The organism is Kitasatospora sp. NPDC057965 (assembly GCF_042887135.1).
GTDB lineage: Bacteria > Actinomycetota > Actinomycetes > Streptomycetales > Streptomycetaceae > Kitasatospora.
Genome location: NZ_JBHVPZ010000038.1, coordinates 53,507 through 75,628, shown reverse-complemented (window position 1 = coordinate 75,628; position 22,122 = coordinate 53,507). Strand labels below are relative to the sequence as shown.

Genomic DNA, 22,122 nt, shown 5'->3' with positions numbered 1-22,122 from the left:
CGTGCCCGAGTAGTCGAACTCGGCGGCCTGACCGATCACGATCGGACCGGAACCGATCACCAGGACGGACTTGATGTCAGTGCGCTTAGGCACGCTGGCCCTCCATGAGCTTCACGAAACGGTCGAAGAGGTAGGCCGCGTCGTGCGGGCCGGCAGCCGCTTCGGGGTGGTACTGCACGCTGAAGGCGGGCACGTCGAGAGCCTGGAGGCCCTCGACCACGTCGTCGTTGAGGCAGACGTGGGAGACCTCGACCCGCCCGTACGGCGTGTCGCTGACCTTGTCCAGCGGCGCGTTCACGGCGAAGCCGTGGTTGTGCGCGGTGACCTCCACCTTGCCGGTGGTGCGGTCCTGGACCGGCTGGTTGATGCCGCGGTGGCCGTACTTGAGCTTGTAGGTGCCGAAGCCCAGCGCCCGGCCGAGGATCTGGTTGCCGAAGCAGATCCCGAAGAACGGGGTCTTGCGCTCCAGCACGCCCTGCGCCACGGCGACCTGGTGGTCGGCGGTGGCCGGGTCGCCCGGGCCGTTGGAGAAGAACACGCCGTCGGGGTTGACCGCGTAGACGTCCTCCAGGGTGGCGTTGGCCGGCAGCACGTGCACCTCGATGCCGCGCTCGGCCATCCGCTGCGGGGTCATCGCCTTGATGCCGAGGTCCAGGGCGGCGACGGTGAACTTCTTCTCACCGACCGCCGGCACCACGTACGCCTCGGTGGTGGCCACCTCGGCGCACAGGTCGGCGCCCTTCATCTCGGGCGAGGACTGCACCTTGGCGAGCAGCGCGGCCGGCTCGGCGAGCGTCTGGCCGGAGAAGATGCCGCAGCGCATGGCGCCGCGCTCGCGCAGGTGGCGGGTGAGCGCCCGGGTGTCGATGCCGCTGATGCCGACGACGCCCTGGGCTGCCAGCTCCTCGTCCAGCGAGCGGCGCGAGCGCCAGTTGGAGGCGACCCGGGCGGGGTCGCGCACGACGTACCCGGCGACCCAGATCTGCTTGGACTCGTCGTCCTCGTCGTTCCAGCCGGTGTTGCCGATCTGCGGGGCGGTCATCACGACCACCTGACGGTGGTACGACGGGTCGGTCAGGGTCTCCTGGTAACCGGACATGCCGGTGTTGAAGACCGCCTCGCCGTAGGTCTCGCCGGTCGCGCCGTAGGCCTGGCCGCGGAAGGTCCGGCCGTCCTCCAGGACGAGCACGGCAGGGACGCGCTCCCGCCGTTGGCGCTGCGTGGTGGGGGCAGGTGCGGTCATGACGCGGCCTCTTCCGTCTTCTTCGTCGTCGTACGTGTTGCTGTGAGCTGGGTGATCGCCTCGACCCAGCCGGTGTGCTCATCGGGGTGGTCGGCCCGGAACCCGGAGTCCAGCTCGGTGCCCTCGTGCGTCCAGGTGACGACCAGGATCCCGGAGGGAACGACCTTGCCGGCGATCCCGGAGTCCGTCCGGGCACCGGTCAGGTGCTCGGCGGGGATCCAGAAGTCGACGTCACCGGGGCGCTGCACCAGCAGGCCGTGCTCGCCGAGGGTCAGATCGGCGCGGCTGCGGGTGCCCAGGCCGTGCGCGACGACCCGGTCCAGCCAGTTCCCCGCGGTGGTGGTGCCGTGGTACCGGCCACTGGTCTCCAGGATGGTCCGCCCGGCCCGTTCCGGCACGGCCGGCAGCGGGGGGATGCCGGACTGCAGGGTGCGCCGCCAGTTCCAGCCCTGGCGCATCAGCCAGTAGACCAGGCCGATGACCAGCAGCAGGCCGACCGTCCAGCCGAGGTAGCCGGGCCAGTTGGTGACCCTGGCCTGCTCCTGGGCCAGCAGGGCCACGGAGCTCACGCGAGCCCGCCCTGCTCGACCAGTTCACCGGCCAGCACGGTGGCGGTGCCGCGCAGGAAGGTGGCGTGCACCCGTCCGGGCAGGTCGAGGCCCTTGTAGGGGGTGTTGCGGGAGCGGGTGGCGAAGCTGTCGGGGTTCACGGCACCACGGTACGCGGGATCGAACAGCACCAGGTTGGCGGGCTCACCCACCGAGACCGGGCGGCCCTGCCCGGTGAGTCGGCCGATCCGGGCCGGGCGGTGCGACATCCGGTCCGCGACGCCCTCCCAGTTCAGCAGGCCGGTCTCGACCATGGTCTGCTGCACCACGGACAGCGCGGTCTCCAGGCCGACCATGCCCATCGCGGCCACGGCCCACTCGCAGTCCTTGTCCTCGGCCGGGTGCGGCGCGTGGTCGGTGGCGACGGCGTCGATGGTGCCGTCGGCCAGCGCCTTGCGCAGCGCCTGGACGTCCTCGGCGGTGCGCAGCGGCGGGTTGACCTTGTAGACCGGGTCGTAGGAGCGGACCAGCTCGTCGGTCAGCAGCAGGTGGTGCGGGGTGACCTCGGCGGTGACGTCCCAGCCCTTGCTCTTGGCCCAGCGGACGATCTCGACCGAGCCGGCGGTGGAGAGGTGGCAGACGTGCAGCCGGGAGCCGACGTGCGCGGCGAGCAGCACGTCGCGGGCGATGATCGCCTCCTCGGCGACGGCCGGCCAGCCGCCCAGGCCCAGCTCGCCGGAGACCTGGCCCTCGTTCATCTGGGCGCCCTCGGTGAGCCGCGGCTCCTGGGCGTGCTGGGCGACGACGCCGTCGAAGGCCTTCACGTACTCCAGGGCGCGGCGCATGATCACCGCGTCGTCGACGCACTTGCCGTCGTCCGAGAAGACCCGGACGCCGGCCGCGGAGTCGTGCATGGCGCCGAGCTCGGCGAGCTTCTTGCCCTCCAGGCCGACGGTGACGGCGCCGACCGGCTGCACGTCGCAGTAGCCGGACTCCTGGCCGAGGCGCCAGACCTGCTCGACCACGCCGGCGGTGTCGGCCACCGGGAAGGTGTTGGCCATGGCGTGGACGGCGGTGAAGCCGCCCTTGGCCGCCGCCTGGGTGCCGGTGAGGACGGTCTCGGCGTCCTCCCGGCCCGGCTCGCGCAGGTGGGTGTGCAGGTCGACCAGGCCGGGCAGCACGATCAGGCCGGTGGCGTCGATCTCGATGTCGGCCTCGGCGACCAGGTCGGTGCCGATCGCCCGGATCACACCGTCGGCGAGGTGGAGGTCCTGCGGGGCCCCGCCGAGGACCTGGGCGTTGCGGATCAGGTAGGTGGTCACTGAGCGGTCTCCACGGAATCGGTGCGGGGGGTGTCGGTGAGGGTGGCTCCGCCGAGCAGCAGGTAGAGCACGGCCATCCGGATGGAGACGCCGTTGGCGACCTGCTCGACCACGGTGCAGCGCGGGGAGTCGGCCACCTCGGCGGTGATCTCCATGCCGCGGACCATCGGGCCGGGGTGCAGGACGATGCCGTGCTCGGGCAGCTGGGCCATCCGGACGCCGTCCAGGCCGTAGCGGCGGGTGTACTCGCGCTCGGTGGGGAAGAACGCGGCGTTCATCCGCTCGCGCTGCACCCGGAGCATCATCAGCGCGTCGGTCTTGGGGAGCACCCGCTCCAGGTCGTAGCTGACCTCGCAGGGCCAGTTCTCGATGCCGATCGGCAGCAGGGTCGGCGGGGCGACGAAGGTGACCTCGGCGCCGAGCGTGGTGAGCAGGTGGACGTTGGAGCGGGCGACCCGGCTGTGCAGGATGTCGCCGACGATGGTCACCCGCCGCCCCGCGAGGTCGTTGCCGGCGCCCGGGTTGAGGTGGCGGCGGATGGTGAAGGCGTCGAGCAGCGCCTGGGTGGGGTGCTCGTGGGTGCCGTCACCGGCGTTGATGACGCTGCCGTGCAGCCAGTCGGACTGCGCCAGGCGGGCCGGCGCGCCGGAGGCGTGGTGGCGGATGACGACGGCGTCGGCACCCATCGCCTGCAGGGTGAGGGCGGTGTCCTTGAGGCTCTCGCCCTTGGAGACCGAGGAGCCCTTGGCGGAGAAGTTGATGACGTCGGCGGAGAGCCGCTTCTCGGCGACCTCGAAGGAGGTCTTGGTCCGGGTGGAGTCCTCGAAGAACAGGTTGACGACGGTCCGGCCGCGCAGGGTGGGGAGCTTCTTGACGGCCCGGCCGGAGAGCTGGGCGAGTTCCTCGGCGGTGTCCAGGATGAGCAGCGCGTCGTCGCGGCTGAGATCGGCTGCGGACACGAGGTGGCGCTTCACGCGGGCTACTCCGGGAGGTGCGGTTCGGTGGACTGGGCGGCCAGGGCCTGGGAGGAGCGCGCCGCGAAATCGCGGTCGCCGACGAGCACGGCGTCGACGCCGTCGCGGTCGGCCAGGCGCACCTGGACGGCTTCGCGCAGCGAGGTGGGCAGGTTCTTGCCCACGTAGTCGGCGCGGATGGGCAGCTCGCGGTGGCCCCGGTCGACGAGGACGGCGAGCTGGACGGCGCGGGGGCGGCCGATGTCGTTGAGGGCGTCCAGCGCGGCGCGGATGGTGCGGCCGGAGAAGAGCACGTCGTCGACGAGGACGACGAGCCGGCCGTCGATGCCGCCGGGCGGGATCTCGGTGTGCTCCAGCGCGCGGGCGGGCTTCAGCCGCAGATCGTCCCGGTACATGGTGATGTCCAGGGTGCCGAGCGGGATGTCGCGCCCGGTGATCTGGGCGAGCCGGGTGTGCAGCCGGCGGGCGAGATGGACGCCTCTGGTGTGGATGCCGAGCAGCACGACGTCCTCGGCGCCCTTGGCGCGCTCGACGATCTCGTGCGCTATCCGGGTGATGACCCGGGCGATGTCCGTGCCGTCCAGCACCTGGTGCGGCGGCCGCGGCGTGGTTTCCTGGTGTGCGGTCATGCCGAAGCGGACCTCCTTCCCCGCCTCACTGGACGGGCCTTAAAGGATGTCTGGGACACCCGGCCTGACTGCGGCGCGGGCTCCGGTCATCCTACAGCGTCATTTGTGGCCAACCGACGGCCATCATTCCGCTCCCTGCGGTTCACGCACCGGACGCACCGGTGATGCGGCCCATTCGCACGACTGCCCCATTCGGCTTGACGCAACTACCTCACTCTACGTAACCTCACAGTGAGTTACGAGACGGACGTCGAACCCACCGGTAGCGGCGTCGGCACATCGCCCGTGACCCACCACTGAACGCGAAGCAATCTCGTCCGGGGAGATCAATGTCCAGCGACTACGCGAAGCAGCTCGGAGGCAAGCTCCGAGCCATCCGCACCCAGCAGGGGCTCTCCCTGCACGGTGTCGAGGAGAAGTCCCAGGGGCGCTGGAAGGCAGTCGTCGTCGGCTCGTACGAGCGCGGCGACCGTGCGGTCACCGTGCAGCGGCTGGCCGAACTGGCTGAGTTCTACGGGGTCCCGGTGCAGGAGCTGCTGCCCGGCGGCACCCCCGGCGGCGCGGCCGAGCCGCCGCCCCGCCTGGTCCTGGACCTGGAGAGACTGACCCAGGTCCCGTCCGAGAAGGCCGGCCCGCTGCAGCGCTACGCGGCGACCATCCAGAGCCAGCGCGGCGACTACAACGGCAAGGTGCTGTCGATCCGCCAGGACGACCTGCGCACGCTGGCCGTGATCTACGACCAGTCGCCGTCCATCCTCACCGAGCAGCTGATCTCCTGGGGCGTGCTCAACCCCGACGCGCGCCGTGCGGTGCGCGAGGAGGAGGCGAGCTGAGGCTCGCCGTACCGGCTCCCGTCGGCCCTCCCCGCCGGTTCCCCCTCGCGGGGGCGGCGGACCGCTGACGGCGGACCGCTGACGGCCGACCACCGACGGCAGGCTCCTGACGGCGGACCGCCGACGGCGGGACCCTGGCAGCCGACAACAGCAGAAACGTCACGGCGCGGCCCCCGCGAGGGGTGCCGCGCCGCGGCGCGCTCCGGGACCGCTCTCCGGGACGCTCAGCAGACCGTCTCCAGCCGGTACCCCGGCTCGGCGGCCACCCCGTCCAGCCGCACCGGCCCCTCGGCGGGCGCCCAGACCCGGCCCTCGCTGGCCCAGGCCCAGGCCGTCGGCCGGTACTCGCCGCAGGCCGCCGCCGACCCCTGGGCGCCGTGCAGCACCGCGAGGCCGGGCAGCTCACGGGCCAGTCCGGCGCAGAGCACCGCGCAGAGCAGTTCGAGGTCCTCGTCGTTGATCCGGACGACGCCGTCCTCCCACTGGAGCACCCGGGCGGCCGCGGCCAGCCGCCCGCCGGGCGCGTCCACCGACAGGCGCAGCTCGTAGACCCCGCTGCCGGCGCCGAGCAGCATCCGGCGGAACACCTCGGCGCCCCGCTCGTAGGCACCGCGCACGGCGTCGTCGCGCTCCCCGTAGAGCCGGCCGTCGAGCAGCAGGTCGGCGTGGCGCAGGGTCAGGCCGTTCTCCCGGGCCCGGACCAGCCGGGGGACGAAGTCGCCGGCCAGCTCCTCGCCCTGGTAGGCGAGCAGTTGGGTGCGCAGCGGCGGGTTGACCAGGTAGCGGTCGCGGGCGGCCGGCTCGGCCGGGTCGAGGCCGTGCAGCAGGCAGAACTCGGCGAAGTCCTGCGGGTGGAACATCCGGGCCCGGACGGTGTCGAAGCGGTGCCGGGCGTCGGCCAGCAGCTCGGCGGTCTCGGCGAGGTACCGCTCGTGGTCGGCCGCGTCGGACAGCCCCCAGGCGCGGGCCCGTTCGAAGTCCGCGGGGCTGGTGAGCACGCCGATCACGAAGGCCTGGCCGGCACCCTCGGCACGCTGCCGCTCGCAGGCCCCGTCGCGGTCGGCGGCGGCCCGCGCGCGGAGCCGGGGGCGGGAACCCGAGGCGGTGCAGTCGGGGGTGCGGCGGGCGCGGCCGTTGCGGCTCATCGGGGCTCCTCGGACGGGGCGGGCGGGGCGGGGCGGCGGCGGGTGGTACCGCCGACCTTGTCCTCCCCCGCCCCGCGTGGCGCACACGTACGACGTGTCACAGGACTGTAACCGAGGGTGAAGCAGGTGTTTGGAGTCACGCACGGTTGTGCGGCCCGACGCCCGCGCCCCGCGCTCCCGTCCCACGCGCGGCGCACCCGTTACTGGGCGTGCACGCCCGCTCACGCCTCCCCGGCTCGCCCCGGCGTGCCCCTACCGCGGCAGCCGGGCCAGCTGGCGCGACTGGGCGACCAGGCGGCCGGTCTCGTCCCACACCTCGGCGTCCTCCTCGAAGTACCCGCCCGCCACGTTCCGGGTGGCGTGCACGAGCCGCAGCCAGCCCGGCGCGGGCTTGGCGCGCAGGTGCACGGTCAGCTCGACGGTCGGCGCCCAGCCGGGCATGCCCAGGTCGAAGGTGACCGGCGGCAGCGCGTCGGCGGCCAGCAGGAGCAGCAGCGGGTCGGGGCTGCGGCCGTCGGCGAGCCGGAACCAGCCCTGGATCCGGCCGGTGCCGGAGGGCTGCCCGAGCGCCCAGCCGACGGTCGCCGGATCCAGCCGCATGTCGAACCGCTCCAGCAGCGCGGCCTGGGTGAGCAGCTCCTTGGGCGCGTGCTCGACACCGATGCACTGGTCCGGCGGCGGCAGCTGCGGCGGAACGGCGCTGGTGCGCACCTCGCCGTCGTGGGCGGCGAGGTCGCCGTGGCTGGCGACCACCCGCAGCCGCTCCACGCCGTCCTGGCTGAGCGCGGCGGTGCCGGTGGACAGCGAGCGGCCGGTGCGGATCACCTCGGTGCGCACGGTGGCCGGACCGGGGACGGCGGCGGAGAGGTAGTAGCCGCTGATCGAGACCGGGTCGGCGTGGCCGGCGCTCTCCGGGCGCGCGGTGTGCGCCAGCGAGAGCGCGTGGCCGGCCACGGCCAGCAGCAGTCCGCCGTTGACGCCGCCGCCGATCTGCCAGCCGGCGCCGAGTTCGCCGTCGTACCGGCCGGCCTCGTCCGGGTGCGGGGTGAGGGCGATGCCCTGGTCGAACTCGCTGCGGATCACCGTCGTCATGGGGGGTGGCCTGCCCTTCGCTGCGGGGGTCGCCGAGGGCGCGGGCCGTCGGCGCACCAGGTTACTGGCGAGTAGGCACACCATACGCCGCCCGGATGAACACGCACGACGGCCGCCGGACCGTTTCCGGTCCGGCGGCCGTCTGCGCGGTGCGCGCGGGGTCAGCGGCGGATGCTGGGCTTCAGCTCCATGAAGCGGGCCAGCAGGCCGTTGACGAACGCCGGGGAGTCGTCGGTGGAGTACTCCTTGGCGATCTCCACGGCCTCGTCCACGACGACCGCGTCGGGGACGCGGTCCTCCCAGATCAGCTCGTACGCGCCGAGCCGCAGGACGTTGCGGTCCGCGATCGGCATCCGGTCGAGCGTCCAGCCGACCGCGTACTGCGAGATCAGCTCGTCGATCCGGCGGGCGTGCTGGACGTAGCCCTCGACCAGCTCCATGGTGTACTCGCCGACCTGCGGGGTGCCCTCGTCCGGCTTGGGCTCCCGGGCCCGGGCCACCCAGTCGGCGAGGACCGTCAGCGGGTCGACCCCGCGGTGATCGGCCTCGAACAGGATCTGGAAGGCTCGCGTGCGGGCCTTGGTGCGTGCGGACGACACGGACTTACTTCACCCGGCCGAGGTAGCTGCCGTCGCGGGTGTCGACCTTGACCTTCTCGCCGGTGGTGACGAACAGCGGCACCTGGATCTCGGCGCCGGTCTCCAGCTTCGCCGGCTTGGTGCCACCGGTGGAGCGGTCGCCCTGGACGCCCGGCTCGGTCTCGGCGATGAGCAGCTCGACCGCGGCCGGGAGCTCGACGTACAGCGGCTTGTTGTCGTGCTGGGCCACCAGGGCGTCGAAGCCCTCCAGCAGGTACTTGGCGGCGTCGCCGACCACGCCCGGCTCGATGGCCAGCTGGTCGTAGGTGTCCATGTCCATGAACACGAAGTTCTCGCCGTCCTTGTACGAGAACTGCATGGTGCGCTTGTCGACGTTGGCGGTCTCGACCTTCACACCGGCGTTGAAGGTCTTGTCGACGACCTTGCCCGAGAGGACCTCCTTGAGCTTGGTGCGCACGAAGGCCGGGCCCTTGCCGGGCTTGACGTGCTGGAACTCGACGACGGACCAGAGCTTGCCGTCCAGGTTGAGGACCATGCCGTTCTTGAGATCGTTCGTGGAAGCCACGGGCGCACTTACTCCTGGATATAGCTGTCAAGGAACCAAGGGGTCGCGTCCTGTGCGCAACTGCCTCACAGGGCGAGGAGCTCCTTGGTGGTGATGGTGAGCAGCTCGGGCCCGCCCTCATCCAGGGGGCGCACGACGAGCGTGTCCTCGATCCGGACCCCGCCCCGCCCCGGGAGGTGGACCCCCGGGCCGACGGTGACCGGTACGCGGCTGTCCAGTTTACCCATGTCCGTGGGGCCGAGGCGCGGGGCCTCCCGGATCTCCAGGCCGATGCCGTGGCCGACCGGGTGCGGCGAGCCCTCGGTGTGCCCGGCGGCCCGGAGGATCTCCCGCGCGGCCCGGTCGGGCACGCACTGTTCGACCCCCGGCCCGAGCGCCTCCCGCCCGGCCCGCTGGGCACGGAACACCAGCCGGTGCAGCTCGACCTGCCAGGGCGCCGGGGCCGCCCCGATCACGAAGGTCCGGGCGGTGGACACCCCGTAGCCCCGGTACTGCGCACCGAGCACCACCGTCAGGAAGTCGCCCTCCTCCACCCGCCGGTCGGTCGGCTGGTGCGCCGGCTGCCCGGAGTGGCTCCCGGTGCCGACCGAGACCGGGAACGCCGCCCGGTCCGCGCCGTGGTCGATCATCCGGCGCTCCAGCTCCATCGCCAGGTGCCGCTCGGTGCGGCCGACCAGGATCGACTCCAGCAACTCGCCGAGCGCCTGGTCGGCGATCTCCGCGGCGATCCGCAGGTCGGCGATCTCGTGCTCGTCCTTGACCACCCGCAACCGCTCCACCGCCTGCCCCACGTCCACCAGCCGCACCCCCTCGGCCAGCCCGGCCACCGCCCGGTGCCGGGTGACCGTCAGATCGTGCTCCTCCACCGCCAGCCCCGCCACCCCCAGCCGCGCCGCCGCGGACGCCGCGGCCAGCGCGGTGTCCGCCCCGGCCACCACCGGCACCCGGGTCACCGCGGGGGCGATCAGGTGCTCCCCCGTATCGTCCGGCGGCAGGTCGTCCGGCAGCGCGAGCAGCACCCGGTCCCGGGTCAGCAACAGCGACGCCCCGCACGGCGGGCACCCGGTCAGGTACCGCACGTTCGCCGCCCTGGTGATCAGCGCCGCGTCGGCCCCGGACGCACCACAGTGCTCCCGCAACCGCTCCCGGCGGCCCGCGTACGCATCAGCCATGCGTCGAGCCTACGAACCCATCCCCCGATCCGCCCGCCGAACGCCCCCACCCGGGCCGCGGCCGATCCCGGTCACCGTTCCCGGAGCACGTACCGATCTCCCCCGTGCCACGGGCGACGGCGGACAGGCTCCCCCGGAACGACGGCACTCGCCCCGTCGCGGGGGCCGGGAAGTCGGCCCGTCCGACTTCCCGTGCGGGCCACCGGGCCGCTCCGCCCGCCCGGTCAGTGGCCTCGCAGCTCCCGTAGGCGGGCGCGGTTGCGGTCGGCCAGGGCCGGGTCCCCGAGGTCCTCCGCGAGCTCGACGAGCAGTGCCCGGGCGGCTTCCTCCTTCTTCGACTGGCCCAGTTCCCGAGCCCGCCCGGCGCTCCGCTCCGCCGCGCCGACCGCCGCCTCGGGCCGGTTCAGCGCCCGCTCGGCCAGGGCCTCGACCAGCGGCAGGCGCATCAGCATCGGAGCGTCGTCCTCCTGACCGGCCAGTGCGGTGGCGTCCCGGAGCACGGCCAGCGCCTCCTCCGCCCGCCCGGCGGCCACCAGGGCCTGGGCGAGGTTGTAGCCCTGCACCACCACGCCGTGCGGGTCGCCCTCGTTGGCCCGCCGGGCGAGCGTGAACAGGTCCACGGCCCGCTGCGGCCTCCCGTCGGCGAGGCAGAGCAGGCCGTCGGTCTCCCACAGCACGCCGGCCAGCCTCGGCTCGTCCACCTCCGGCAGCAGGGCCGTCGCGGCCGCCAACTGCTCGGTGGCGAGCGGGTACTGGGCGCGCTCGTAGTAGGCGCGCCCGAGTTGGTTGCGCATCCGGATCACGGCGTCCGGCCGGCCGTCCGACCGGGCCGCCTCGATGCCGAGCAGATGGCTCTCGACCCAGTCGCCGTAGTGCTTGCGCCCGTGGTAGAGCGGCCAGAGCGACTCGCACAGCCGCCACACCTCGCCGTGCCACCCCTGCTCGGCGGCGGCCCGGACGGCCCCCAGCAGGTTGGCCCGCTCGCTCTGCAGCCACTCCAGCGCGTCGGTTCCCGACCCGAACCCGGGCAGTGCCGTCTCCTCACCGCTCTCCTGGAGCCGGAAGCGGTCGCCGATCGCCCGGTCGGCCAGCGCCGCGCGGCCGCGGTAGTAGGCGACGATCCGGGCCAGCAGCTCCAGCCGGCCGGGGAACTCGTGGACCGCCCCGACCGCGTGCAGCCGGACCAGCTCGTGGGCGCGGTAGCGGCACTCCGGCCCCTCCTCCGCGACGTCGTCCAGCAGGTGCGCCGAGCGGAGGTCCGCCAGACCGTCCGCCACCCGCGGCACCCCCACCGCCTCGGCCAGCTCGGCCGAGACCACCGGGCCGGGGTTGACACCCAGCAGCCGGTAGAACTGAAGGGTGTGCTCGGGCAGCCGCCGGTGGACGGTGTCGAGGACGTCCCCGACCGCGCCCTCCTCGTTGCTCAGGGATGACAATCCGTGCTCCTTGTCGGTCAGTTCGGCCAGTACCTGACTCACCCGGAGTTCCTCGCGGTCGAGCAGCCGGAAGCCCACAGCGTTCAGTGCCAGCGGCAGGCCGCCGCAGAACTCGACCAGCCGCTCCAGTTCGGCGTCCGTCCCCCGGTCCGGGCCCAGCCAGCCGCGGACCAGCTCGCTTCCGGCGCCGGTCGAGAGTGGGTCGAGGCGCATCACCTCGGCGCCGTCCAGCGCCAGCCCGGGCAGCCGCCGTCGGCCCGCCGCCACCAGCAGTCCGGTGGCCGGCAGCAGCGCCCGGACCTCGGCGGCGTGCTCGACGTTGTCCAGGAAGACCAGCACCTCACGCCCGGCCGCCGTCACGGAACGGAACGCCGCGGCCCGTTCGGCCGGTGCGTCCGGCACGAACGGAAGCCCGAACCCGCGCAGGAAGCCGCCGAGCACCTCGCCGAGGTCCACCCCGTCGAGGCGCCGGTGGGCGGCGAGGTCGGCGTACAGCTGGCCGCCCGGGAAGTGCGCCGTGGACCGGGCCGCGAACTGGGCGATCAGTTCGGTCTTGCCGACACCGCCGAGGCCGGTGAAGGCCACGACGGTCGGGCGGACGTCGTCCAACCGACCCAGCACGGCCTCCAGGCGGGCGAATTCGCCCTCCCGGTTGACGAAGGCCCGGCGCGGGCCGCGGATCTGCCGCGGCACGCCGATCCCGGGCGCCGCCATGACGATCGTGTCGGCCTGCATCACCGTGCCGTGGACCGTGCCCGACACGGTGTTGACCGTCCGGTGGCTTTCCGTCATCCGAGCGCTCCCTCCACCCCGTCCGAGTGCCGGGCCCCAGCCTACGGCGGGAGTTGAGGTGGCGTCAGGTGGTGCTGTCGGGGTGGGGTGGCTGGCAGGTGGGGCACCAGAAGAGGTTGCGGGAGGCGTGCTGCTCGGTGCGGATGTCGGTGGCGCAGATCAGGCAGGGCTGACCGGCGCGGCGGTAGACGTAGACCTCGCCGCCGTGGTCGTCGACGCGGGGCGGGCGGTTCATCGCCTCGGGGGTGTGCTCGGGGCGGACGGTGTCGATGCGGCCGGCGCCCACGCCCTCGCGCATCAGGGTGACCAGGTCGGCCCAGACCGCGTCCCACTCGGCGCGGCGCAGGGCGCGGCCGGGCAGCTGCGGGTCGATGCCGTGGCGGAACAGCACCTCGGCGCGGTAGACGTTGCCGACGCCGGCGAGCACCTTCTGGTCCATCAGCAGGGCGGCGACCGTCGTCCGGCTGCCGGCTATCCGCCGCCAGGCGGCGTCCGGGTCGGCGTCGGCGCGCAGCGGGTCAGGGCCGAGGCGGGCGGCGACGGCGGCCTTCTCGGCGTCGGTGATCAGCGCGCAGGTGTTGGGGCCGCGCAGGTCGGCGTAGTGCTCGTCGTTCTCCAGGCGCAGCCGGACCAGGCCGACCGGCTCGGGCACCGGGCCGTCGGCGGTCGCGCCGAAGGTGAAGCCGCCGTACAGGCCGAGGTGGACGTGCACCCAGGCGTCCTCGCCGAAGCCGAGGAACAGGTGCTTGCCGGTGGCCTCGGCCGCGACCAGCTCCCGCCCGTCGATCAGCTTGGCGCCGTCCGCGAAACGGCCCTGCGGGCTGCTGGCGCGGACCGGCCGGCCGCCGAAGGCACGGTGGTTCTCGGCGGCGAGGCGGTGGATGATGTGGCCTTCCGGCACGGGCGCGGCTCCCCCCGGTGGATCGTTCAGGACCCGTCCATCATCGCAGCCGGCACCGACAGTCCGGCCGGGCCCGCGGAGCCGCTCAGCGCACCGGGATGCCCATCAGCCGGGCCAGGATCACCCGGTCGAGTTCGGCGGCCGTGGCGGCGACGTCGAGGTGGGAGTTGTCGATGATCGGCAGGCCGGAGTTGTACCAGCCGGCCATCCGGCCGTGGATCCGGGCGACCTCCTCGTCGCCGAGCCGGCGGTTGCCGCTGCGCCGGGCGTTGCGGCCGAGCACCGAGTCCAGGCTGGGCAGCAGCACCACCGGGATCATGCCGGGCCCGATGTGCCGCTTCCAGCCGCCGAGGCCGATGGCCGGGCGGTCGGGGAAGACGGCGTCGTCGATGATGCAGGAGATGCCGTTGGCGAGGTAGTTGCGGCAGGCGAAGCCGCAGGTGCGGCGGGCCAGCCGGTACTGCGCCTCGGACGCGTTGTTCCAGCCGGACTGCGGGTTGGCGAAGCCGGACTGCACCCATTCGCGGACGTCGTCGAGGCTGATGTGCGCGGTCGGCGTGGGGCGCCGCTCGGCCCAGTAGCGGGCGACGGTGGTCTTGCCGGCGCCGGCCGGGCCGATCAGCAGCACCGCGATCGGCCCGGTGGCCGCGTGCTGCTGCGGCGGCCGGGCGGGCAGCTGGACGGGCGCGCCGGACGGCAGCACGAAGTGGCCGGTGGAACCGGCGGGCACCGGCGCTGGCACCGGCGCGGACGCCGGAACGGGCACCGGCACGGGTGCGGACGGGGGCACGGGAGCCGGCGCGACCGGTGGGACGACCGGTACCGGAACGGTCGGCGGACCGGACGACGAGGACGCGGGCCCGGGCACGGGATACGCCGGGGCTGCCGGGGCTGCCGGGGCTGCCGGGCCCCCCGGAGCCCCCGGGACCGGCGGAGCGACGGGACGCGGGGGAACGGGCCCACCCCCGGTGTACTGCGTCACGGCCACCTCCCGACTTCCCTCAGCGGGGACACTACACGCCGGTGCGGCGGTGGACACAGTCCGCCGCCGCACCACCGCTGGTCACCGCCCCGGCCGGGAACCGAGGGGCACCGACGCCCCCGTCAGCCCGAAGCGAGCTGGTCGGCCAGCGCCCGCAGCGCGAGCTCGTACGAGCCGATCCCGAACCCGGCGATCGTGCCCGAGGCCACCGCGGAGATCACCGAGGTGTGCCGGAAGGTCTCCCGGGCGTACGGGTTGGAGATGTGCACCTCGATCAGCGGCGCGGTGCGCTGCGCGGCGGCGTCCCGCATCGCGTAGGAGTAGTGGGTGAACGCGCCCGGGTTGATCACCACCGGCACCCGGCCGTCGGCGGCCTCGTGCAGCCACTCGACCATGGTCTGCTCGGAGTTGGTCTCGTGCACCTCGACCTCGAAGCCCAGCTCCTTGCCGAGCGCCGTGCAGCGCTCGACCAGCCCGGCGTACGAGGTGGAGCCGTAGACGTCGGGCTCGCGGCTGCCGAGCCGGCCGAGGTTGGGGCCGTTGAGCACCAGCACCCGGGTCACGAGGACACCTCCGCGTAGGCCGCCACCAGCAGGGACGGGTCGGGGCCCTCCAGCACGGAGGTCTTGCCGAGGCCGTCCAGCACGATGAAGCGGATGAGGTCGCCGCGCGACTTCTTGTCGATCTTCATGGCGTCCAGCAGCTTGGGCCAGGCGTCCGCGCGGTAGCTGAGCGGCAGGCCGACCGAGGCGAGCACGGTGCGGTGCCGGTCGGCGGTCTCGTCGTCCAGCCGCCCGGCCAGCCGGCCGAGTTCGGCGGCGAACACCATGCCGATCGAGATGGCCGCGCCGTGCCGCCACTTGTAGCGCTCGTTGCGCTCGATGGCGTGGCCGAGGGTGTGGCCGTAGTTGAGGATCTCGCGGCGCCCGGACTCCTTGAGATCGCCGGAGACGACGTCCGCCTTGACCTGGATGGCGCGCCGGATCAGCTCGACGGTGTGCGGCCCGGCCGGGGTCTTGGCGCCCTCCGGGTCGGCCTCGATCAGGTCGAGGATGACCGGGTCGGCGATGAAGCCGCACTTGACGACCTCGGCGAGGCCGGAGACGTAGTCGTGCCGGGGCACGGTGTCCAGGGTCGCGAGGTCGGCCAGCACGCCCACCGGGGGGTGGAAGGCGCCGACCATGTTCTTGCCCTCGGCGATGTTGATGCCGGTCTTGCCGCCGACCGCCGCGTCGACCATGCCGAGCAGCGTGGTGGGCATGGAGATCCAGCGGACCCCGCGCAGCCAGGTGGCGGCGACGAAGCCGGCCAGATCGGTGGTGGCGCCGCCGCCGAGGCCGACGACCACGTCGGTGCGGGTGAACCCGGTCTGCCCGAGCACCGACCAGCAGTACGCGGCCACCTCGGCGCTCTTCGCCTCCTCGGCGTTGGGCACCTGGAGGGCGATCGCCTCGTAGCCCTCGCCCGCCAGGTCCTCGCGGATCGCGTCGGCGGTGGCGGACAGCGCCTCGGGGTGGATGATCGCCACCCGCCGGGCCCGGGTCCCGATCAGCGGCGCCAGCTCGCCGAGCAGCTGGTGCCCGATCAGCACGTCGTACGGGTCGTGGCCGGCGCTGCCGCCGACGTGAATCCGGACGGTGTCGGTGTCAGTCATGGGGGGTCTTCAGCTCCAGTGCTTCCAGTACGGCGTCCGCGACCTGCTCGGGGGTGCGGCCGGCGGTGTCGACGACGGCGGTGGCCACCTCCAGGTAGAGGGGGCGGCGGGCCTCCATGAGCTCGCGCCAGCGGGCCCGCGGGTTGACCGCCAGCAGCGGCCGGGGGGCGTCCAGGCCGACCCGCTTGACCGCGTCGGCGAGCGGCACCTCCAGGAACACCACCGGCAGGGGGCGCAGCAGTTCACGGGTGGGCCCGGCCATCACCGCGCCGCCGCCGAGCGCGAGCACGCCGGGGTGGCTCGACGCGGCGGTCCGCACCGCGGCCGTCTCCAGGGCGCGGAAGTGCGGCTCGCCCTCGTCGACGAAGATGTCCGGGATCGGCTTGCCGGCCTGCTCCTCGATGTCCGCGTCGGTGTCGCGGAAGCCGACGCCGAGGCGCTCGGCGAGGACCCGCCCGACGGTGGACTTGCCACTGCCGGGCGGGCCGACCAGCACAATGGCCGGTGAGGTCATCGGACGATCAGGTGGTCGAGGTAGCTCCGGACGTTGCGCCGGGTCTCCGACACGTGGTCGCCACCGAACTTCTCGTTGACCGCGTCGGCGAGCACCAGGGCGACCATCGCCTCGGCGACGATGCCGGCCGCCGGCACCGCGCAGACGTCGGAGCGCTGGTGGTGGGCCTTGGCCGGCTCGCCGGTGCGCACGTCCAGGGTGCGCAGCGCGCGCGGGACGGTCGCGATCGGCTTCATCGCGGCGCGCACCCGCAGCAGCTCGCCGGTGGACAGGCCGCCCTCGGTACCGCCGGAGCGGCCTGAGACGCGCTTGGCGCCCTCGGGGGTCGGCACGATCTCGTCGTGCGCCAACGAGCCGGGGACGCGGGCCAGCTCGAAGCCGTCGCCGACCTCGACGCCCTTGATCGCCTGGATGCCCATCAGCGCGGCGGCGAGGCGGGCGTCCAGTCGGCGGTCCCAGTGGACGTGCGAGCCGAGGCCGACCGGGACGCCGTAGGCGAGCACCTCGACGACGCCGCCGAGGGTGTCGCCGTCCTTGTGGGCCTGGTCGATCTCGGCGACCATCGCCTTCGAGGCGTCGGCGTCCAGGCAGCGCACCGGGTCGGCGTCCAGCTTCGCCTCGTCGGCGGGCAGCGGCAGCACGCCGGCCGGGGCCTTGGCGGCGGCCAGCTCGACCACGTGGCTGACGATCTCGATGCCGCAGGTCTCCTTGAGGTAGGAGCGGGCGACGGCGCCGAGCGCGACGCGGGCCGCGGTCTCCCGGGCGCTGGCGCGCTCCAGGATCGGGCGGGCCTCGTCGATCGAGTACTTCTGCATGCCGGCCAGGTCGGCGTGGCCGGGGCGCGGACGGGTCAGCGCCTCGTTGCGGGCGAGACCGGCGAGCACCTCGGGGTCGACCGGGTCTGCCGACATGACCTGCTCCCACTTCGGCCACTCGGTGTTGCCCACCATGACGGCGACCGGACTGCCCATGCTGAGGCCGTGCCGGACACCGCCGAGGAAGGTCACCTCGTCCTGCTCGAACTTCATCCGTGCGCCGCGACCATAGCCGAGCCGGCGGCGCGCCAGCGCGTCGGCCACCATGGCGGTGGTGACCGGTACACCGGCGGGCAGGCCCTCCAGCGTCGCGACGAGTGCGGGGCCGTGCGACTCCCCCGCCGTCAGCCAGCGCAACGTACCCAACGGAGCTCCTTCATCAGCGGACCGGCGCGGCGCTGCCGCCACCCGCCCGGGCTTGCCTTCTCCCCGAATCCTTTCATGCCGCACCGGCCGACCGGCCGCGGAGTCCGGTCACCGGACAGCATTCGGCCGACCGGCGGACGGGAATGGCTGGTCGGCATGCCCCTGACACGACCGCTCCCGACCCCGGGGCCGCCTCGGACGGCCGTCCCGCGCCGCCTCAGCCCGCCGCGAGCGCGGCCTCGCCGGCGGCGCGGATCGCCGCCAGCGGCCCCGGGGCGCGCCCGGTGAAGAGCTCGCTCTGCAGCACCGCCTGGTGCACCAGCAGGTCGAGCCCGCCCAGCACGGTCGCCCCGCGCTCGGCGCACGCGCCGGCCAGCTTGGTCGGCCACGGGTGGTACAGCACGTCGAAGAGCGCGCCCGGCTCGGCGGGGAGGTCGCCGGCGAAACCGTCGGTGGCCCCGGCCGGGGTGGTGGCCACGGTGAGCGGGTGGGCCAGCGCCTCGGCGCCGCGCGCCCAGTCGGCGGTCCGCACCGCCACGCCGAGCCGCTCCCCGAGCTCCGCCATCTCCCGGGCCCGCTCGGGGCTGCGGACGTGGACGGTGACCTCGTGGGCCCCGAGCCGGGCCAGCGCGGCCAGCGCGGAGGAGGCGGTGGCCCCGGCGCCGAGCACCGCGGCGGACGGCACCTCGGTGATGCCGCGCTCGCGCAGCGCGTTGACCAGCCCGGGCACGTCGGTGTTGTGCCCGACCCTGCGCCCGTCGGCGGTGAACACCAGGGTGTTCACCGCCTCGACCGACCGGGCGGTGGCGCTCACCTCGTCGAGCAGCGGGATGACCGCCCGCTTGAGCGGCATGGTGAGCGAGCAGCCCGCCCACTCGGCCTCGTCCAGCCCGGCGACGAAGCCGGGCAGCCCGGCCTCGTCCACCTCGAAGCGGTCGTAACGCCAGCCGTCCAGGCCGAGCGCCGCGAAGGCGGCCCGGTGCAGGGCGGGCGACAGCGAGTGGGCGATCGGCGAGCCGAGGACGGCGGCCCGGTGCTTGCTGGTCACGCTGGTGCTCTCTCCCGGTCCGGCCCCGCTGGGGCGGTCGGTCACTTGGTGGTGCAGTGGATGGCGACCGGGTCGAACTTCTGGCCCGCCGCCGTGCAGTACGCCTTGACGTTGTTGGCGTGCTCCGTGTCCGTCTCCGCGAACAGGGTCGAGGTCGGCGACATCGCGATGAAGTACAGCCACTTGCCGTCCGCCGGGTTCAGCGTCGCCTTGAGCGCGTCGTCGCCCGGGTTGGAGATCGGCGTGGGCGGCAGGCCCGGGTTGATGTACGTGTTGTACGGGTTGGAGCCGTCGTTGATGTCCTTCTTGTCCAGGTTCTTGGTGCCCAGCGCGTACTGCAGCGTGGTGTCCATGCCCAGCTTGCCGTTGACCTTGCCCTTGTCGGCCAACCGGTTCTGGATGGTCTTGGCCATCTTGGCGAAGTCGTCCTTGTTGTTGCCCTCGGCCTGCAGGATGCTCGCCTCGATGACCACCTCGTAGCCGGACTTGAGGCCGATCTTCGACGCCTCCGCGTCCAGCCCCGAGTAGCGTTCCACCGCGTTCTTGACCATCTGCTTGAGCAGGTCCTCGGGCTTCATGCCCTCGGTGATCGAGTAGCGGGTCGGCCAGAGGAAGCCCTCGATGTTGCCCTTCGCGTACGCGGGCAGGCCGAGGTTGTTGATCTGCTCCTTGGCGACGTTGGCGGTGGTGCCCTTGGGCAGCTTCAGCCGGTCGTCGATCAGGCCGTAGGTGGCGATGGAGGTCAGGCCCTCCCGGATGATCAGCTTCTCGCCGCCGTTGGCGTCCACCAGGAACTGCACGGCCCCCTCGGCGGACATCTCCTTCGGCATGCTGTAGGCACCCGGCTGGATGGTGGAGCACTTCACGTTCTTGTCGCAGGCCGCGCTGAAGGCGTCGATGCTCTTCACCACGCCGGCCTGCTTCAGCGCCGCACCCATCTGGCTGCCGGCCGCGCCCTGCTTGATCTCCACGTTGACCGAGCCGGAACCCGGGCCGGGGAAGTCCGGCGCCGGGCCGAAGTGGTCCTTGTAGAAGCCGTAGCCGAACCAGCCCGCGCCACCCATGGCGCCGAGCAGCACCAGGGCGACCACCAGGCAGGCGCCGCCGTTGCGCCGGCCCGACTTCTTGCCCTTCTCCTTGCGCTTCTTCTTCGCCTCGCGGGAGTCGTCCTCCTCGCCGAGGAAGCCGCCGTGCCCGTCCCCGTCCGCGCCGTCCTCGTGGTACTCGTCCTCGGCGTACTCGCCCTCGTGACCGTCCCACTCGGCCTCGGCGTGCTCACCGCCGTCGGCGGGCGCGACCGGGTCGGCGCCGGCCTCCAGCGCGGCGGCTTCCGCCTCCCAGTCGATGCCGTCCGGACCGGGGCCGGAGGGCTGCCCGGCGGCCGGCTGCTGCTCCTGCCGCGCCGGAGCGCCCTGCTGCGGAACGGCCTGCTGGGGAACGCCCTGCTGGGGCGCACCGTGCTGCGGCATGCCCTGCTGCGGATACCCCTGCTGCTGGCCGCCGAACGGCTGCTGGCCCATGCCCGGCTGTCCGCCCATACCCGGCTGGCCGCCCATGCCCTGCTGCGCCATCTGCTGCTGGGGATAGCCCTGCTGACCCCCCACACCCTGCTGCGGGAAGCCCTGCTGCTGCGGATAGCCCTGCTGCGGCACCTGCTGCTGCGGGTACCCCTGCTCACCGCCGTACTGCTGCTGGCCGCCCATGCCCTGCGGGTTCATGCCTTGCGGGTTCACGCCCTGCTGGTCCATGCCCTGCTGCGGCATCTGCTGCTGGGGGTAGCCCTGCTGACCGCCGTACTGCTGCTGGGACTGCTGGGGATGCTGCTGCCACTGCCCGTCCTGCGAGCCGGGGACCGGCTGCTGACCGCCGTACCCGGGGTCTCCCGGATTCCACGGCTCGGAGCCCTGGGGGCCGTAGCCCCGACCCAGATCGGTCATTGATCCCCTTATACCGACGGAGACGACCGGAGGATCGGCCCGGTCGCCCGGGACGGCGTCCCGGCTGCTTGTCGAACCGGCGTGCTAGCGCAACACCTGGACGGAGACGCTACCGTACCGCAGTCAGGTGCCCGATCGGGGCGCCGCCCGCCCGCTACGGCGCCCCCGGCGAGGCCGGAGCGGGCGGGGAGGCGGAGGCCGAGGCCGAGCCGGTCGCCGACGCCGGGGCGCTCGGCGAGGCCCGGTTGGCGTTGAACTCCGCGACGTTCTTCTGCTGCACCTCGAAGCTGTCGGTGAACCGGGTGTCCCCCGGCTTCACGGTCACGAAGTAGAGCCAGTCCCCCGGCGCCGGATCCACCGCCGCCATGATCGCCTGCCGCCCCGGGTTGGAGATCGGCGTCGGCGGCAGCCCCGCGTGCTTGTAGGTGTTGTACGGGGAGTCGAGCCGGGTGTCGGTGACGCTGGTGTTCAGCGTGGAGCGCCCCATCGCGTAGTTGATGGTGGAGTCCAGCTGCAGCGGCATGTTCCTGGCCAGCCGGTTGTAGATCACCCGCGCGACCTTCGCCATGTCCTCGGGGTTGTCGGCCTCCCCCTGCACCATGCTGGCGATGGTCACCAGCCCGTACAGCGACTGCCCGAGGTTGGTCGCCACGACCTCCGCGTCGTCCCGGGCGTACTCCTTGCCCGCCCGGTCGACCATCTGCTTCAGCAGGTCGACGGCGGTGGTGTCGTCGGTGACGGCGTACGTCGCGGGGAACAGGTAGCCCTCGGGGACGCCGTTGGCGCTCTCCGGCAGGCCCAGCTCGGCGGCCTGCTCCTTGACCGTCCGCTCCGCGGTGCCCGCCGGGAGCTGGAGCTTCTTGTCGATCGCCGCGTAGATCTGGCTGCCGCGCCATCCCTCGGGAATGGTCAGGCCGTTGGCGTTGGCCGGGTCGATCAGCACGGCCAGCGCCGCCGCCGCCGACATCTTGAGCCGCAGCGTGTAGGTGCCGGGCTGGATCCGCCCGGCCGCCGCCGCACTGCCCCGGGCGGCCCGGGTGAAGGCGAGCGAGCTGGCCACCACGCCGTTGCGCACCAGCGCCGAGGCGATCTGGCTGAGCCCGGCGCCCTCCGGCACGGACACCTGCACCGAGCCGGACCCGTTGCCCGCGTAGTCGGCGGCGGCCGGCGGCTTGCGCTGCCCCTGGATCCAGCTGAACCCGGCCAGCCCGATCCCGCCGAACACGGCGATCAGCGAGAGCGCGGTCAGTAGACAGGCCAGTCCGTTGCGCCGTCGGCGTGGATCCGGCGCATCGGGGCGCGGGGCGGGCGCGCCCGGCGGGCGGCCCTCCGGTTCGGTCGCCGGCGCACCGAGGTGGCCGGGGCTCAGGCCGGGTGTGAGGTCCAGATCGGTCACGGCGGCGTCCCCTCGGCGGTCCGCGTGGCACGCGGAACGACGGCAACGGCAGAGGGGTCCGTGCGGACGCGCGTCCGCACGGACCCCGCCGTGGGGCGGGTGGAAAGCGCGGGCGCACCCCCCCCCGGGCGCCCACACCCGGGGGGGGGCGCCGCCCCC

22 protein-coding genes are annotated in these 22,122 nt (G+C 73.5%); 2 read left to right on the top strand and 20 right to left on the bottom strand.

Going from position 1 to position 22,122, the window contains the following annotated elements; all coding sequences use genetic code 11:
- Positions 1 to 85: 85 nt before the first annotated feature.
- The 5 genes from carA to pyrR are packed head-to-tail and all read right to left on the bottom strand — an operon-like array spanning position 86 to position 4,716.
- Entirely contained in the window at positions 86 to 1,243 is a 1,158-nt protein-coding gene (carA, locus tag ACFVVU_RS34480; protein WP_380688179.1) for a glutamine-hydrolyzing carbamoyl-phosphate synthase small subunit, read from the bottom strand.
- Positions 1,240 to 1,812 (bottom strand): hypothetical protein, encoded by a 573-nt coding sequence (locus ACFVVU_RS34475; protein WP_380688177.1) that lies wholly within the window; start codon positions 1,810 to 1,812, stop codon positions 1,240 to 1,242. Before ACFVVU_RS34475 ends, carA begins: the two co-directional genes overlap by 4 nt.
- Entirely contained in the window at positions 1,809 to 3,113 is a 1,305-nt protein-coding gene (locus tag ACFVVU_RS34470; RefSeq protein ID WP_387793902.1) for a dihydroorotase, read from the bottom strand. Before ACFVVU_RS34470 ends, ACFVVU_RS34475 begins: the two co-directional genes overlap by 4 nt.
- Positions 3,110 to 4,087 carry an aspartate carbamoyltransferase catalytic subunit gene (locus tag ACFVVU_RS34465; protein ID WP_380688173.1) on the bottom strand — a complete coding sequence of 326 codons (978 nt, stop codon included), beginning with the start codon at positions 4,085 to 4,087 and terminating at the stop codon, positions 3,110 to 3,112. The genes ACFVVU_RS34470 and ACFVVU_RS34465 overlap by 4 nt, the downstream gene beginning before the upstream one ends.
- 5 nt (positions 4,088 to 4,092) lie before the next feature.
- Complete coding sequence (pyrR, locus tag ACFVVU_RS34460; RefSeq protein ID WP_380688171.1) at positions 4,093 to 4,716, bottom strand: bifunctional pyr operon transcriptional regulator/uracil phosphoribosyltransferase PyrR; 624 nt, start codon at positions 4,714 to 4,716, stop codon at positions 4,093 to 4,095.
- 329 nt (positions 4,717 to 5,045) lie between these two features.
- Here pyrR and ACFVVU_RS34455 point away from each other — a divergent pair, with 329 nt between their 5' ends.
- The gene (locus tag ACFVVU_RS34455) at positions 5,046 to 5,549 is read left to right on the top strand and encodes a transcriptional regulator (protein WP_031072501.1); all 504 of its coding nucleotides are present in this window, start codon (positions 5,046 to 5,048) and stop codon (positions 5,547 to 5,549) included.
- Between the two features lie 224 nt (positions 5,550 to 5,773).
- Here the strand turns inward: ACFVVU_RS34455 and ACFVVU_RS34450 are convergent, their stop codons facing one another.
- The 14 genes from ACFVVU_RS34450 to mltG (ACFVVU_RS34385) all read right to left on the bottom strand — a co-directional run bounded on the left by ACFVVU_RS34450 (position 5,774) and on the right by mltG (ACFVVU_RS34385) (position 20,099).
- Entirely contained in the window at positions 5,774 to 6,694 is a 921-nt protein-coding gene (locus ACFVVU_RS34450) for a hypothetical protein (RefSeq protein WP_387793901.1), read from the bottom strand.
- A gap of 252 nt (positions 6,695 to 6,946) precedes the next feature.
- Entirely contained in the window at positions 6,947 to 7,786 is an 840-nt protein-coding gene (locus ACFVVU_RS34445; RefSeq protein WP_380690083.1) for a thioesterase family protein, read from the bottom strand.
- A gap of 161 nt (positions 7,787 to 7,947) precedes the next feature.
- Entirely contained in the window at positions 7,948 to 8,385 is a 438-nt protein-coding gene (gene nusB, locus ACFVVU_RS34440) for a transcription antitermination factor NusB (RefSeq protein ID WP_355375561.1), read from the bottom strand.
- Positions 8,386 to 8,389: 4 nt separating this feature from the next.
- Entirely contained in the window at positions 8,390 to 8,950 is a 561-nt protein-coding gene (gene efp, locus ACFVVU_RS34435) for an elongation factor P (RefSeq protein ID WP_380684232.1), read from the bottom strand.
- A 65-nt stretch (positions 8,951 to 9,015) separates the two neighbouring features.
- Positions 9,016 to 10,122, bottom strand: coding sequence for a M24 family metallopeptidase (locus tag ACFVVU_RS34430; RefSeq protein WP_380684233.1), 1,107 nt, complete (start codon positions 10,120 to 10,122; stop codon positions 9,016 to 9,018).
- Positions 10,123 to 10,346: 224 nt separating this feature from the next.
- The gene (locus ACFVVU_RS34425) at positions 10,347 to 12,350 is read right to left on the bottom strand and encodes a hypothetical protein (protein ID WP_387793900.1); all 2,004 of its coding nucleotides are present in this window, start codon (positions 12,348 to 12,350) and stop codon (positions 10,347 to 10,349) included.
- A gap of 64 nt (positions 12,351 to 12,414) precedes the next feature.
- On the bottom strand, positions 12,415 to 13,251 hold the full coding sequence (locus ACFVVU_RS34420) for an Fpg/Nei family DNA glycosylase (protein WP_380684235.1): 837 nt from the start codon (positions 13,249 to 13,251) through the stop codon (positions 12,415 to 12,417).
- Positions 13,252 to 13,336: 85 nt separating this feature from the next.
- Entirely contained in the window at positions 13,337 to 13,981 is a 645-nt protein-coding gene (locus ACFVVU_RS34415; protein ID WP_387793899.1) for an AAA family ATPase, read from the bottom strand.
- Positions 13,982 to 14,355: 374 nt separating this feature from the next.
- The gene (aroQ, locus tag ACFVVU_RS34410; RefSeq protein WP_380684237.1) at positions 14,356 to 14,796 is read right to left on the bottom strand and encodes a type II 3-dehydroquinate dehydratase; all 441 of its coding nucleotides are present in this window, start codon (positions 14,794 to 14,796) and stop codon (positions 14,356 to 14,358) included.
- A complete protein-coding gene (aroB, locus tag ACFVVU_RS34405; protein WP_380684238.1) occupies positions 14,793 to 15,887 on the bottom strand; it encodes a 3-dehydroquinate synthase in 1,095 nt (364 codons plus the stop codon). The genes aroQ and aroB overlap by 4 nt, the downstream gene beginning before the upstream one ends.
- Positions 15,880 to 16,401, bottom strand: a complete 522-nt coding sequence (locus ACFVVU_RS34400) for a shikimate kinase (RefSeq protein ID WP_380684239.1) — start codon at positions 16,399 to 16,401, stop codon at positions 15,880 to 15,882. The genes aroB and ACFVVU_RS34400 overlap by 8 nt, the downstream gene beginning before the upstream one ends.
- Positions 16,398 to 17,582: a chorismate synthase gene (aroC, locus tag ACFVVU_RS34395; RefSeq protein WP_380684240.1), complete on the bottom strand. Its 1,185-nt coding sequence runs from the start codon at positions 17,580 to 17,582 to the stop codon at positions 16,398 to 16,400. The genes ACFVVU_RS34400 and aroC overlap by 4 nt, the downstream gene beginning before the upstream one ends.
- Positions 17,583 to 17,799: 217 nt before the next feature.
- Positions 17,800 to 18,630, bottom strand: a complete 831-nt coding sequence (locus ACFVVU_RS34390) for a shikimate dehydrogenase (RefSeq protein ID WP_387793898.1) — start codon at positions 18,628 to 18,630, stop codon at positions 17,800 to 17,802.
- Positions 18,631 to 18,671: 41 nt separating this feature from the next.
- Entirely contained in the window at positions 18,672 to 20,099 is a 1,428-nt protein-coding gene (gene mltG, locus ACFVVU_RS34385; RefSeq protein ID WP_387793897.1) for an endolytic transglycosylase MltG, read from the bottom strand.
- Between mltG (ACFVVU_RS34385) and ACFVVU_RS34380 the strand changes: the two genes are divergently transcribed.
- Positions 20,088 to 20,570: a hypothetical protein gene (locus ACFVVU_RS34380; protein WP_387793896.1), complete on the top strand. Its 483-nt coding sequence runs from the start codon at positions 20,088 to 20,090 to the stop codon at positions 20,568 to 20,570. The genes mltG (ACFVVU_RS34385) and ACFVVU_RS34380 overlap by 12 nt on opposite strands.
- A gap of 151 nt (positions 20,571 to 20,721) precedes the next feature.
- Here ACFVVU_RS34380 and mltG (ACFVVU_RS34375) read toward each other — a convergent pair whose 3' ends face one another.
- Positions 20,722 to 21,963, bottom strand: coding sequence for an endolytic transglycosylase MltG (gene mltG / locus ACFVVU_RS34375; protein WP_387793895.1), 1,242 nt, complete (start codon positions 21,961 to 21,963; stop codon positions 20,722 to 20,724).
- Positions 21,964 to 22,122: the final 159 nt, after the last annotated feature.